Source organism: Lysobacter oryzae DSM 21044 (assembly GCF_059568595.1).
In genome coordinates this window covers 2,501-16,390 of the sequence record NZ_JCANTQ010000015.1, presented here as the reverse complement: position 1 = coordinate 16,390, position 13,890 = coordinate 2,501, and the positions used below count along the sequence as shown (strand labels likewise).

Here is a 13,890-nt window from a genome sequence, read left to right as displayed (position 1 = left end):
GCGGGGCTTCTTCGTGCGGCGATGGAACTGCGGATCAGAACTTGAACTGCGCGGCGACGCCGTACAGGTTCGCGGAGCCTTCGGCTTCGCCGACGATGCGCGAGCCGCTCGCCGAGACCACGTCCAGGCGCGGGTTGTCGACGTTGATGCGCTGGTAGGCGGCATCGACGCTGAACGCATCCGAGATCTGCCAGGTCAGGCCGATCGAGTACAGCTTGCGATCGTTGTCGGGCAGGCGCGGGGTGCGGGTTGCGTCGTTGGTCGGGGTCTCGTCCTGGCCGTAGCCGGCGCGAACGGTGAACGCGTCGCTGATGTCCCACTCGGCGCCGATCGAATAGAACTCGGTGTCCTTCCAGTTGAACGCTTCGGCACCCAGCGAAACACCGTTGCTGCGACGCACGTCGACGGTGCGCAGCGACGACCAGTCGGTCGCCTGCCAGTCGGCGAGGATGCGGATGTTGTCGTTGATGTCGTAACGGATGCTGACGGTGTCGATGCTCGGCGTGGTCAGGTCGGCGCCGCCGGGACCGTCGGCCGCCGCCGCTCCGGCAGCAGTCGCTGCCGCCGTGGCCGGCACGGTGAAGTCGATCTGACCTTCGATCTCGTGGTCGATTTCCGAACGGTGCGAATAGCCGATCGTCAACGCGTCGGTCGGGTGCCACTCCGCGCCGACCAGCCAGCCCATGCCGGTGCTGTCGCCGTCGATGCTCACGGCGCCGTCCGCGCTTTGCGGATGGAACGGGAAGGCAGGGTTGAAGCAGTTGGCCGGATTGCCCGAACCGACGCAGATCGCGGTGCCGAAGTCGACCGCCTTGGTCAGCGTGGCGTCGGCGCGCTCGTAGATCAGGCCGGTGCCCACCGAGAAGCGGTCATGCAGCTTGAGCGATGCCGAGAGGGTGAAGTCGACCGTCTTCACTTCCGACTTCAGGGCGTGGTAGCGGCCGACCCAGCCGTCTTCGTATTCGGTCTTCAGGCCGAACGGCGCGCCGATGCTGGCGCCGATGGTCAGGCCTTCGAGGGCGCCGTGCAGCGGGAACACCGCGGCGATGTTCGGCACCGGGGTGAGGTCGCCGGCGTCGCCGCCGTCGCCGCCGGTCAGGGCCGGGGCCGCGGGGCCAAACGCGGCGGCGGCATTGCCGGTCGCGTGGACCTGGAAGCTGAGGTCGATCGCGGTGACGTCGGCGCGAACGGTGGTCTTGTCGAAGTTCGACATCGACGCCGGGTTGCCGGTGACGACGGTGGCGTCGTCGTTGTAGACGGCGCTGCCGGCATTGGAGCGGCCCAGGTTCTTGACGCTGGCCTCACGCAGCTGGAAGCCGCTGGCGAACGCGCTGCCGCTGGCCAGCACGCCGGCGATGCCCAGCGCCAGCACGCTGACGGTGATGCGATTTGCATGATTCATGTGTGTACTCTCTCCAATCGACAGAATGTAGACGGCAATGTTTTTCTGAGTCTTCTTCCTGGTCGTCTGCGCGGCGCCGGCCTGGCCGTTGCCGTCGCGCGCCGAGACCCCTCCCGACGTACGACACCGTATGCACTATAGCGTGGGTATTAACCGGATGCTAACAATGCCCGGACGGCTTGGCGGCCGACCCGGAGGCCTGCGCCCAAGGGCACAAGACACGGCGGCAGGCCGGAAGAAGCGGGCATGAGCGTGTTCGTTTCCCTGCCATCCCGCGACCGCACGCCACGACGCTGGGCGGTCGCGGTGCTGTTCGTGCTGCTGTGGCTCTGCTTCCTGGCGTTTGCCGTGCTGCCCGATCCCCAGCAGCAGCGGCTGATGCTCGATTGGGGCGCGTTGTCGGGCGCGCTGGCCGCGCCCGCGGACTGGATGGCCTGGGTCCGCGATGGCCGCGTGCTGCGCCTGTTCACCGCCCTGTTCCTGCATGCGGACTGGGCGCACCTGTTGGGCAACCTGGTGTTCCTGCTGATCTTCGGACTCTCGGCGGAGCGGGCGATGGGCCCGTGGCGGCTGCTGGCGCTGTTCCTGCTCGGCGGGGCGGTCGCCAACCTGGCGGCGGCGCTGGCGATCGGCACGCCCGACCGCCTGATCATCGGCGCCAGCGGCGCGGTCTCGGCGCTGATCGGCGCCTACCTCGCGCTGTTCCCCGGGGCGAAACTCGGGCTGGTGGTGCCGCTTGGCCTGTTCCTGCAATTCGTGAAGGTGCCCGCGGCGCTGCTGATCGGGGTGTGGGCACTGCTGCAACTGGTCTTCACCTTCACCGGCCCGGCGTTTGGCGCGGTCGCGTGGTCCGCGCACCTGGCCGGCTTTGCATTCGGCGGCGCATTCGCGCTGATCGCCAAGGCCGGCATCGCCCGCCGCATGCGGCGGCGGCGCGGCTACTGAACGCAATCGCGGAGTTGCGCGGCTTGAGAACGAGGCCGCGCATCCCCATCGTGGCGGCGTCACGCCGTCGCGCGAACCGCTGAAGTCTTCCGCCCATGGCCAAGCCGCTCTACAAGATCACCTTCCTCAACGCCGGCAAGATCTACGAGCTGTACGCACGCAAGATCGGCAGCGGCTCGCTGTGGGGTTTCACCGAGGTCGCCGAGCTGGTGTTCGACGTCCACGACGGCGTGGTGATCGATCCGACCGAGGAACGCCTGCGCGACGAATTCGGCAACACCCGCGTGCTGCACCTGCCGATGCAGAGCATCGTGCGCATCGAGGAAGTCGAGAAGAAGGGCCAGTCGGCGATCCGTGATGCCGCGACCGGGGAGAAGGTGATCACCCCGTTCCCGATGCCGGCGAAGCCGCGGTAACCCGGAGCTTCGTCCCCCTGCATTTCCGCTACCGGAACCGTGGGTCAGCGCACCATCGTGCGCAGCCCACTGCGTTGCGGATGAGCCTCGGAAATATGGTGTGCGCCGGATCAGCGCTGCTTCGATGGCTGCGCCGCGCTCGCCACCGGCTTCTTCAGTTCGGCCAGCGCGGCGGCGATCGGGGCATCGCCTTCGAGGACTTCGCCGGCGTTCGTGCCCGGCGCGTCATCCTCGTCACCCCGCAGATGCCCGCGCAGGCTGGCCTCGGTGTAATCCGGCTTGCCGCCGTTGGCCGCGTCCTTCGCGGCGTGCAGCTCGACGTCGGGCACGATGCCCAGCGCCTGGATCGACTTGCCGCTGGGGGTGAAATAGCGCGCCGTGGTGAGCTTGACCGAATCGCCGTTGTCCAACGGCAGCACCGTCTGCACCGAGCCCTTGCCGAAGGTGCGGCTGCCGACGATGCGCGCGCGCTGGTTGTCGTGCAGCGCCCCGGCAAGCACCTCCGATGCGCTGGCCGAACCGGCGTCGACCAGCACCACCACTGGCGCGCCGCCGCTGCGGTCGCCGGGCGTGGCGCTGAACTCGGCATCGCTGATCGGCACGCGGCCGCGCGTGCTGACGATCTTGCCCTGCTCCAGCAGGCTGTCGGCGATCTGCACCGCGGAAGTCAGCAGCCCGCCGGGGTTGCTGCGCAGGTCGATGACCACGCCGCGCAGCTTGCCGCCGGCCTGCTCGCGCAACTTGTCGAGCTGGCGATCGAAGTCGGCCGCGGTGTCGGCCTGGAACGAGGCGATGCGCAGGTAGCCGTAGCCGGGCTCGAGCATGCGGCTCTTCACGCTGACGACCCGGATCGTCTCGCGGGTGAGCACGACATCGAAGGGCTTGGGCTTGCTCTCGCGCACGATCGTGAGCGTGACCTTGCTGCCGGGTTCGCCGCGCAACGGCCCGGAGGTGTCGCCCTCGTCGGGCTTGAACGGCTTGCCATCGATCGCGGTGATGATGTCGCCGGCCTTGATGCCGGCGCGCGCCGCGGGCGTGTCGTCGATCGGCGCGATCACGCGCAGGGAGCCATCGGCCTGCCGCTGCAGTTCCACGCCGACGCCACCGTAGGAGCCGCGCGAGGCTTCGTCGAATTCCTCCGCGGTGTCGCGTTCCATGTAGACGCTGTGCGGATCGAGGTCGAACAGCAGGCCGCGGATCGCCGACTGCATCAGCTTCTTGTCGTCGACCGGCTCGACGTAGGCGTCCTTGACCGCGTTGTAGACCGCGACGTAGCGGCGGATCTCGGCCAGCGGCACCTTCGATGCACTGGTGTCCTCTGCATCGGGCGCCTCGATCGGTGCGGGATCCTTGCCGCGTGCCGGCGCCTCCTGCGCGAACGCGGGCGTGGCCAACAGGGCCAGCGCGAACGGGAGGACACGCAGGGAGGCGCGATGGACGGACACGCGAACAGGCATGGGCAGCTACTCCGGGAAAACTCGAAGGTTGGACCGCAGGTCGTGGCGCGGGTTCGCGCCGGCGACCGCCCGATTATGGACACATCCCCGGGGCCCACGGCGAAGGAATCATTAAGCGGGGCGCCATCCCGACGCGCTGCTGGCACGCGGTTCAGCGCAGCCAGGTATTGGGATTCACCGTCTGGCCGTTGCGGCGCAATTCGAAATACAGCGCGGGGCGCCCGTGTCCGCCGGAACTGCCCACCGTCGCGACGGCATCGCCGCGCTTCACGCTGGCGCCGACGTCCTTGAGCAGGGCGTCGTTGTGGGCGTACAGGCTCATGTAGCCGTTGCCGTGATCGATGATCAGCAACAGGCCGTAGCCGGTCATCCATTCCGCGTACACCACCGTGCCGTCGGCGACGGCCTTGATGGGCGCGCCGGCATTCGCGGCGATCAGCATGCCCTGGCTGGTGCGCCCGTCCGGCATCGGCCGCCCGTAGCCCGCCAGCAGCGCGCCCGACAACGGCCATCCCAGCCCGCCGACCTGCAGTGGTGGCGCGCTCGCGAGCACCGCCGGGCGCGGCGTCGCCGGACGGCCCGCGGTGGTGTTGCGCCTCGCCTCGCGCGCGGCCTTGGCGGCGGCGGCACGGCGCTCGGCCTCGGCGCGGGCGGCGGCCGCGCGCAGTTGCTTCAACAGCTGCTCCAGGCCCTTGGCATCGCGACCCAGCGCCTGCTCGCGCTCGCGGCGGTCCTGGTATTTCTCGTCGAGTTGCGCGAGCAACGCGGCACGCGACTGGCGATCCTGCGCCAGCTGGCCCAGTTGGTCACGTTGCTGCCTGCGCGTGCGGTCGAGCGCGCCGCGGCGCGCCAGGATCTCGGACTCGATCGCCTCCAGCTCCTGCAATTGCGTGGTCAGGCCGGCGATGCGCCGGGCGCGGTCGGCCTGCACGTAACGCTGGTAGGTGAGCGCGCGGTTGGCCTCGGCGACGCGGTCCTGCGACAGCAGCGCCTGCAGCGGCGCCGCCTCGCCCTGGGCGTAGGCGGCACGCAGCAGGCGTGCCAGTTCCTCGCGCCGGCTCGCCAGCGCGGCCTGCATCGTCGCGCGCTGCTGCTGCAGCTGCGCGAGTGATTGCTGGTCGCGGGCGAGGCGGGTTTCGGTTTCGCGAAGCACGCGATTGGAGCGGCCGACCTTCTCATCCGCCGCCCGCAGCTGCTTGGTGACGTCGCCGCGCTGGCCTTCGATCCGGCGGCGTTCCTCGGCCACCTGCCGGAGCTCGCGCTTGACGCTCTCGAGCTTGCGCTCGGCTTCGCTCGGGTTCCTCGTCGGCGACTCCTGCGCGCCCACCGGGACGGCCAGCGCCGCCAGCAGCAGGGTCGCGAGGATCGGCAGGCGCCGGGCGCGGGCGGGTGCGCTCATCCGGCCAGCAGGGTTTCGGCCTGCGCCACGCTGGCGAGGGTGTCTTCGACCAGCAGGCTGCTGCCGGTCATCTCCGCCGGCCGCGGCAGGTCGAGGAGGTCGAGGATGGTCGGCGCGACATCGCGTAACGCGCCGCCGCTGCGCAGGGCGGCCGCGCGCGGGCCGGCGTACACGAACGGCACCGGGCCGACCGTATGCGAGGTGTGCGGCTGGCCGGTTTCCGGATCGCGCATCATCTCGACGTTGCCGTGGTCGGCGGTGACCAGCAGCGCGCCGCCGACGTCGCGCACGGCCTGCGCGATCGCGCCGAGGGCGACGTCCACGGCCTCGGCGGCCTGGATCGCGGCCGCCAGGATGCCGCTGTGCCCGACCATGTCGGGATTGGCGATGTTGCAGATGGCCACGTCGATCTCGCCCGAACGGATGGCGGCGACCAGCTTCGCGGTGACTTCCGGGCAGCTCATTTCCGGCTGCAGGTCGTACGTGGCGACCTTCGGGCTCGGCACGAGGACGCGGGTTTCGCCCGCGTATGGATCCTCGCGGCCGCCGCTGAAGAAGAAGGTCACGTGCGCGTACTTCTCGGTCTCGGCGATGCGCAGTTGCTTGAGGCCATGGACGGACAGCACCTCGCCGAGGGTGTTGCGCAGGTCATCGGGCGCGAAGGCGACGGGCGCCGGCAGCTTCGCGTCGTACTCGGTGAGGCAGACGAAGCGCGACAACCGCGGGCGGCGCGCCTCGAAGCCCTCGAACGCCGGCGACACGAAGGCCGCGGTGAGCTGGCGCGCGCGATCGGCGCGGAAATTCATGAACACGATCGCATCGCCATCGTTGACGCGCGCGCCGTCGCCGATCACGGTGGGCACCACGAATTCATCGTTTTCGCCGCGTGCGTACGCTGCGTGCAGCGCCGCCACCGCATCCGCGGCCACGTGCTCCGCGCGGGCGTCGACGACCGCGTCCCATGCGCGGCGCTGGCGGTCCCAACGCTTGTCACGATCCATCGCGTAATAGCGGCCGCTCACCGTGGCGATGCGGGCATTGCCCATCTTCGCGCAGGCGCTTTCCAGCAGTTCCAGGCTTGGCTGCGCCGATTGCGGCGGCATGTCGCGGCCATCGAGGAAGGCGTGCACGGCCACGCGCGGCACGCGTTCGCGCCGGGCCAGCTCCAGCATCGCCAGGATGTGGTTCTCGTGGCTGTGGACGCCACCGGGCGAGAGCAGGCCCATGACGTGCAGCGTGCCGTCGGCGGCGACGGCCGCGGCGCAGGCGGCGCGCAGCTCCACGTTGGCGAAAAAGCTGCCGTCCTCGATCGCAGCATCGATCCGGGTGAGGTCCTGGTAGACGATGCGGCCGGCGCCCAGGTTCATGTGGCCGACTTCGGAGTTGCCCATCTGTCCATCCGGCAGGCCAACGAAGCGGCCTTCGGTGTGGATAAGCGTGTGCGGGTTGCCGGCGATCAGCGCGTGCCAGTTGGGCAGGTTGGCCTGCGCCAGGGCGTTGTCGGTCGGGTCTTCGCGGTGGCCCCAGCCGTCGAGGATCAGCAGGACGACAGGCTTGGGGCGCGGATTGGACGACACGAGGGCGTTCCGGTGACTTCGGGCAGGGGCGGATTGTAGCGGAGCGCGGTATTTAACCGGTTCTAGCCCGCCGCTGACCCGGGGCGTCTAAACCCCGGCCGTCCCCCCCGCATCCAAACCGGCAATACCCGATGGAGTCCGCCATGACCCGTACCCGCCTCGCCCTCGCCCTGGCTGTCGCATTCGCCGTCCTTCCCGCCCATGCCGCCGAGCGCGACATTTCCAAGGTCAACGGCAGCATCACCGTCGAGACCGGCGAGCAGTATGGCGAACTCGATACCGTCAACGGCGGCATCGACATCGGCGCGAATGCCCGCGTCGCCAGCGCCGAAACCGTCAACGGCGGCATCGAGGTCGGCGCCCGCGCGCAGACCGGGGCACTGGAGACCGTCAACGGAGGCATCCACATCGACGACAACGTCACCACTACCGGCGGCGTGAGCACGGTCAACGGCGGCATCTTCGTCGGCCGCGGCGGCAAGATCGGCGGCAAGGTCGAGACCGTGAACGGGGCGATCGGCCTGGTCGACACCGACGTCAGCGGCGACATCGAGACGGTCAATGGCGACGTGACGGTCGGCATCGGTTCGCATGTCCGCGGCGGCGTGCATTACGCCAAGCAGAGCCGGCCCTTCATCAGCATCGGAAAGAAGCGCATCCCGCGCGTGATCATCGGTCCGAACGCGCAGGTCGACGGACCGCTGCGCTTCGAGCGCGAAGTCATCCTGTACGTGCATGCGAGCGCCAAGACCGGCGCGATCAGCGGTGCGACAGCGATCCGCTTCGATACGCCGCAGCCGCCCGAGCAGTAAGCGGCGCGCTGCCGGCCGGGACCGGCGTCGCGGCTTCGCCGGTCTTCACGGAACCGGGCAAGGTCGGCACGGCGAGCACGCTGCCGGCCGTGCCTAGAATGGGGCTCCGACGGATGTGGAGCCCCCATGAAACAACTTTCGCTTTCCTGCGCACTCGTTGCCACGCTGCTGGCCGGATGCCAGGCGCCGCCGCCCGGGCAGGAGGCATCGGGCGGCAAGGCGGACCGCTCGCCGGCGGCGGCCGCGTTCCATCCGGGCATAGAGGCCAGTGACTTTGCCGAGCACGTGCGCACGCTGGCATCCGACGCATTCGAGGGCCGCGCCCCCGGCAGCACCGGCGAGGATCGGACGGTCGCCTACATCGAGGCGCAATTTCGGCGTCTCGGCCTCGAGCCGGGTAACGGCGACAGTTATTTCCAGACCGTGCCGATGGTGGAAACCGTCGCCGACGAGAGCGTTTCGCTGAAACTCGATGTCGCCGGCAAGCCACGCGAGTTGAAGTTCGGCACCGACATGGTCGTTGGCACGCGCACCGCCCGGCCGGAAGTGAAGCTGGATCGCAGCGACGTCGTGTTCGTCGGTTACGGCGTCAATGCGCCCGAGTTGGGCTGGAACGATTACGCCGGCATCGACGTCAAGGGCAAGACGGTGGTGATGTTCGTCAACGATCCCGGCTTCCACCAGCAGGATCCGGCGTTGTTCGAAGGCAACCGGATGACCTACTACGGGCGCTGGACGTACAAGTTCGATGAGGCCGCGCGCCAGGGCGCGGCGGCCGCGCTGATCATCCACGACACCGAGGGCGCGGCCTACGGCTGGGAAGTGGTGAAGAACTCCTGGAGCGGCGCGCAGTTCGACCTGCGCCAGGCGGACGACCCGACGCCGCGCCTGCAGGTGCAGGGTTGGATGAGCGGTGAAGCGGCGCGCTCGCTGTTTTCCGCACTGGGCCAGGATCTCGACGCGCTCTATGCCGTGGCGGGCAAGCGTGGCTTCAGGGCGCTGCCACTCGCGGCGACTGCCTCGATCGGCCTGAAGAGCCGCATCAGTGAAAAGTCCTCGCGCAACGTGATCGCTCGCCTGCCGGGGTCATCGCGCCCGGGCGAGGCGATCGTCTACATGGCGCACTGGGACCACTTGGGCAAGCATGGACACGAGGCCGACGAACACGGCGGCTCGACCGCGGCGGGCGGCGCCGAGGACACGATCTACAACGGCGCCATCGACAACGCCACCGGCGTGGCCGGGATCCTGGAGATCGCCGAAGCGTTCGTGCACCAGCAGCCGCGGCCTGGGCGATCGTTGGTGTTCCTTGCCCCGACCCTGGAGGAATCGGGGCTGCTGGGCTCGCGCTACTACGTCGCGCACCCGGTGGTTCCGCTCGAGAAGACGGTGGCGGTGATCAACCTCGATGCGATGCCGGTAATCGGCAAGGCGCGCGACATCACGGTCGTCGGCTTCGGCAGCTCGCAGCTCGAGGACGTGTTGCGCCCCATCGCGCAGCAGCAGGGACGCACGCTGCATGCGGAGGCCACGCCGGAGGATGGCTTCTACTTCCGCTCCGACCATTTCAACTTCGCGCGCGCCGGGGTCCCGGCGCTTTACGCAAAGGGCGGCGACGACCTTATCGACGGCGGGACAGCGGCCGGACGCCTGGCGCAGGTTGACTATCGCGATCACCGCTACCACAAGCCTGCGGACGAATTCGATCCGGGGTGGAAGCTCGATGGCGTTATGCAGGACCTGGAAGCGCTCTACGGTGTTGGTCGCAATCTTGCGGATAGCGCGCAGTGGCCGCGCTGGTATGACGGCAACGCATTCCGGACTGCCCAGGAAAAACTGCACGCCAGGGATCATCAGTAACGCCGCGATGCGGGCGGCGCCCTCGGGCGCCCTCTGTGTTTGTGGGGTAGGCTGCGCCGGTCCACTTCCGGGAGCTGCCCTATGAACCTGGCTGTCGCCTACTGGTGCGTGCTGGTTGCCGCATTCCTGCCTTACGTCTGGGTCACTGTCGCCAAGAGCAGCGGCGAGCACTACGACAACCGCGACCCGCGCGGTTGGACGGCCCGCCAAGCCAATCCGCGCGTCCATCGCGCCAATTCGGCGCAACTCAACAGCTACGAATCGTTCGCGCCGTTCGCGGCTGGCGTCGTTCTGGCCCAACTGGCCGGAGTGGCGGCTGACCGCATCGCCCTGCTTGCGGTGCTGTTCGTGGCGTTCCGCATCGCGCACGGCGTGGTCTACATCGCCGGCTGGAAGCACAGCCTGCGCAGCCTGGCGTGGTTTGGCGCCTTCGCCTGCGTGGTCCTGCTGCTGGGACAGGCGGCGTTGCAGGTGGCGTGAGTTGCTGCTCATTGAGCATCCGGTTCGCTCGCCGCGTGCTTGGACAGACGATGGGAATCGGCGAGCCCGGCGTTGGGAATCGAGCACAGCAACTCGCGCCTTCAACACCGGACTGATCGGACACGGAACGCGCCAGCCGTGATCCTGCATTCCATGTTGACGACCAGGCCGGTCTTTCTCGTGACTATGACCGGCCTTTTATTGGCGGCCTATGGAGTCGCGTTGGCCCTGCGCGGCTGCATTCGTTTCGGGCGGCACCTTCGCACACGCGGGTCCGGCGGCAGCGCTTCCGGGTGAGCGGGTATTGGTTGGCCAAAGGTTTCTGTTGGGGTTACTGGGGAGGATTGCCTGGGTAACCCTTGGAGCCTGGCGCATGGGCTCCGGCGCGAGGGGAGTCGCGCGCGTATTTTTCGCCGGCGCAAAGAAGAACCCCCGACCTGTCGGCCGGGGGTTCGGATAAATGCTCAGCGATGACCTACTCTTGCATGCGGATGCACACTACCATCGGCGCGGTTGCGTTTCACTTCCGAGTTCGGGATGGGATCGGGTGGTGCCACAACGCTATTGTCACTGAGCAAGCTGGTGAAGCGGCGCGATTGCGCCTGCTTGCGTCTTTTGCACGAAGGGACGAGTCCCTAGGGGCTTAAGAATTTGGGATTGTAGCGAGTTGGTCCTGGAAGGTCACGACGTCGTCGTAAGCCTAAGGCCACTTGAGGTTATATGGTCAAGCCACACGGATCATTAGTACAGGTTAGCTCAACGCATTGCTGCGCTTACACACCCTGCCTATCAACCACCTGGTCTTGATGGTTCCTTTAGGGGACTTGTGTCCCGGGAGATCTCATCTTGAGGCGCGCTTCCCGCTTAGATGCTTTCAGCGGTTATCGCTTCCGAACATAGCTACCCGGCCGTGCCATTGGCATGACAACCGGAACACCAGAGGTTCGTCCACTCCGGTCCTCTCGTACTAGGAGCAGCCCCTCTCAAATCTCCAACGCCCACGACAGATAGGGACCGAACTGTCTCACGACGTTCTGAACCCAGCTCGCGTACCACTTTAAATGGCGAACAGCCATACCCTTGGGACCGACTACAGCCCCAGGATGTGATGAGCCGACATCGAGGTGCCAAACACCGCCGTCGATATGAACTCTTGGGCGGTATCAGCCTGTTATCCCCGGAGTACCTTTTATCCGTTGAGCGATGGCCCTTCCATACAGAACCACCGGATCACTAAGTCCTAGTTTCCTACCTGCTTGATCCGTCGATCTTGCAGTCAAGCACGCTTATGCCTTTGCACACAGTGCGCGATGTCCGACCGCGCTGAGCGTACCTTCGAGCTCCTCCGTTACACTTTGGGAGGAGACCGCCCCAGTCAAACTACCCACCATACACGGTCCCCGATCCGGATTACGGACCTAGGTTAGAACGTCAAGCACATCAGGGTGGTATTTCAAGGTTGCCTCCGCCGAAGCTAGCGCCTCGGTTTCATAGGCTCCCACCTATCCTACACAGACGAACTCAACGTTCAGTGTAAAGCTATAGTAAAGGTTCACGGGGTCTTTCCGTCTTGCCGCGGGAACGCTGCATCTTCACAGCGATTTCAATTTCACTGAGTCTTAGGTGGAGACAGCGCCGCTGTCGTTACGCCATTCGTGCAGGTCGGAACTTACCCGACAAGGAATTTCGCTACCTTAGGACCGTTATAGTTACGGCCGCCGTTTACCGGGGCTTCGATCAAGAGCTTCGCCTTGCGGCTGACCCCATCAATTAACCTTCCGGCACCGGGCAGGCGTCACACCCTATACGTCCACTTTCGTGTTTGCAGAGTGCTGTGTTTTTGATAAACAGTCGCAGCGGCCTGGTTTCTGCGGCCCTCCTCAGCTATTAACCATGGAGGGCGTACCTTCTCCCGAAGTTACGGTACTATTTTGCCTAGTTCCTTCACCTAAGTTCTCTCAAGCGCCTGAGAATTCTCATCCTGCCCACCTGTGTCGGTTTACGGTACGGTCTGCGTAAGCTGAAGCTTAGGAGCTTTTCCTGGAAGCGTGATATCGGCAGCCTAGCCCTAATGGGCCGGTCCTTAGTCTCAACGTTGCCCCCCCGGATTTGCCTAAGGGGACCGCCTCAACTCTCTCACCGGGACAACCAACGCCCGGCCTGCCTAACCTTCTCCGTCCCTCCATCGCACTTACGCGAGGTGCTGGAATATTAACCAGCTTCCCATCGACTACGCATTTCTGCCTCGCCTTAGGGGCCGACTCACCCTGCGTCGATTAACGTTGCGCAAGGAAACCTTGGGCTTTCGGCGTGCGGGGTTTTCACCCGCATTATCGTTACTCATGTCAGCATTCGCACTTCCGATACCTCCAGCAGCCTTCTCAAGCCACCTTCAACGGCGTACGGAACGCTCCTCTACCGCGCATACAAAGTATGCACCCCAAGCTTCGGTTTCGTGCTTAGCCCCGTTAAATCTTCCGCGCAGACCGACTCGACCAGTGAGCTATTACGCTTTCTTTAAAGGGTGGCTGCTTCTAAGCCAACCTCCTGGCTGTCTGTGCCTTTCCACATCGTTTTCCACTTAGCACGAAATTTGGGACCTTAGCTGTGGGTCTGGGTTGTTTCCCTTTTCACGACGGACGTTAGCACCCGCCGTGTGTCTCCCGCGCAGTCTGTCTTGGTATTCGGAGTTTGCCATGGTTTGGTAAGTCGCAATGACCCCCTAGCCATAACAGTGCTCTACCCCCAAGAAGATTCACGCGAGGCGCTACCTAAATAGCTTTCGAGGAGAACCAGCTATCTCCGGGTTCGATTAGCTTTTCACTCCTAATCACACCTCATCCCCTACCTTTGCAACGGGAGTGGGTTCGGGCCTCCAGTACCTGTTACGGTACCTTCACCCTGGGCATGACTAGATCACCCGGTTTCGGGTCTACTGCCCGCGACTATGCGCCCTTATCAGACTCGGTTTCCCTTCGCCTCCCCTATACGGTTAAGCTCGCCACGAACAGTAAGTCGCTGACCCATTATACAAAAGGTACGCAGTCACCCCGAAGGGCTCCTACTGCTTGTACGCACACGGTTTCAGGGTCTATTTCACTCCCTTCACCAGGGTTCTTTTCGCCTTTCCCTCACGGTACTGGTTCACTATCGGTCGGTCAGGAGTATTTAGCCTTGGAGGATGGTCCCCCCATATTCAGACAGGGTTTCTCGTGCCCCGCCTTACTCGATTTCATTGAATGAGGTCTTTCGCATACCGGGCTGTCACCGTCTATGGCCGACCTTTCCAGATCGTTTTGCTAAACCTTACTCAACTTAAGGGCTGCTCCCCGTTCGCTCGTCACTACTGGGGGAATCTCGGTTGATTTCTTTTCCTCCGGGTACTTAGATATTTCAGTTCTCCGGGTTCGCTTCCAGCAGCTATGTATTCACTGCAGGATACCTATTGCTAGGTGGGTTTCCCCATTCGGACATTGCGGGATCAATGCTTGTTGCCAGCTCCCCCGCACTTTTCGCAGGCTGCCACGTCCTTCATCGCCTCT

General features: G+C 65.6%; 8 protein-coding genes, 2 rRNA genes and 1 pseudogene (1 of these 11 running past the window's edge). 5 read left to right on the top strand and 6 right to left on the bottom strand.

Annotated elements, in window-relative coordinates:
- Positions 1-34 precede the first annotated feature (34 nt).
- Positions 35-1,402, bottom strand: a complete 1,368-nt coding sequence (locus BP05_RS15310) for an OmpP1/FadL family transporter (RefSeq protein WP_496365010.1) — start codon at positions 1,400-1,402, stop codon at positions 35-37.
- A 252-nt stretch (positions 1,403-1,654) separates the two neighbouring features.
- Here BP05_RS15310 and BP05_RS15305 point away from each other — a divergent pair, with 252 nt between their 5' ends.
- Both BP05_RS15305 and BP05_RS15300 read left to right on the top strand, forming a co-directional pair.
- A complete protein-coding gene (locus BP05_RS15305; RefSeq protein WP_496365045.1) occupies positions 1,655-2,347 on the top strand; it encodes a rhomboid family intramembrane serine protease in 693 nt (230 codons plus the stop codon).
- 95 nt (positions 2,348-2,442) lie between these two features.
- On the top strand, positions 2,443-2,763 hold the full coding sequence (locus BP05_RS15300; RefSeq protein WP_496365008.1) for a DUF1820 family protein: 321 nt from the start codon (positions 2,443-2,445) through the stop codon (positions 2,761-2,763).
- Positions 2,764-2,897: 134 nt separating this feature from the next.
- Here BP05_RS15300 and BP05_RS15295 read toward each other — a convergent pair.
- The 3 genes and pseudogenes from BP05_RS15295 to gpmI form a co-directional block, all read right to left on the bottom strand.
- Positions 2,898-4,220 (bottom strand): annotated as a pseudogene (locus BP05_RS15295) (S41 family peptidase); the annotation flags it as partial.
- Positions 4,221-4,371: 151 nt separating this feature from the next.
- Positions 4,372-5,619 (bottom strand): murein hydrolase activator EnvC family protein, encoded by a 1,248-nt coding sequence (locus tag BP05_RS15290; protein WP_496365006.1) that lies wholly within the window; start codon positions 5,617-5,619, stop codon positions 4,372-4,374.
- Entirely contained in the window at positions 5,616-7,196 is a 1,581-nt protein-coding gene (gpmI, locus tag BP05_RS15285; RefSeq protein WP_496365004.1) for a 2,3-bisphosphoglycerate-independent phosphoglycerate mutase, read from the bottom strand. Before gpmI ends, BP05_RS15290 begins: the two co-directional genes overlap by 4 nt.
- A 143-nt stretch (positions 7,197-7,339) precedes the next feature.
- Between gpmI and BP05_RS15280 the strand changes: the two genes are divergently transcribed.
- From BP05_RS15280 to BP05_RS15270, 3 genes are all read left to right on the top strand, one after another.
- Positions 7,340-8,008, top strand: a complete 669-nt coding sequence (locus tag BP05_RS15280; protein WP_496365003.1) for a DUF4097 family beta strand repeat-containing protein — start codon at positions 7,340-7,342, stop codon at positions 8,006-8,008.
- 126 nt (positions 8,009-8,134) lie between these two features.
- Positions 8,135-9,868 carry a M28 family metallopeptidase gene (locus BP05_RS15275; protein ID WP_496365002.1) on the top strand — a complete coding sequence of 578 codons (1,734 nt, stop codon included), beginning with the start codon at positions 8,135-8,137 and terminating at the stop codon, positions 9,866-9,868.
- 81 nt (positions 9,869-9,949) lie between these two features.
- The gene (locus tag BP05_RS15270) at positions 9,950-10,348 is read left to right on the top strand and encodes an MAPEG family protein (protein WP_496365000.1); all 399 of its coding nucleotides are present in this window, start codon (positions 9,950-9,952) and stop codon (positions 10,346-10,348) included.
- A gap of 462 nt (positions 10,349-10,810) precedes the next feature.
- Here the strand turns inward: BP05_RS15270 and rrf are convergent.
- Positions 10,811-10,923: ribosomal RNA gene (rrf, locus tag BP05_RS15265) — 5S ribosomal RNA — on the bottom strand.
- Positions 10,924-11,068: 145 nt separating this feature from the next.
- A 23S ribosomal RNA gene (locus BP05_RS15260) occupies positions 11,069-13,890 on the bottom strand (it continues 41 nt past the right edge of the window).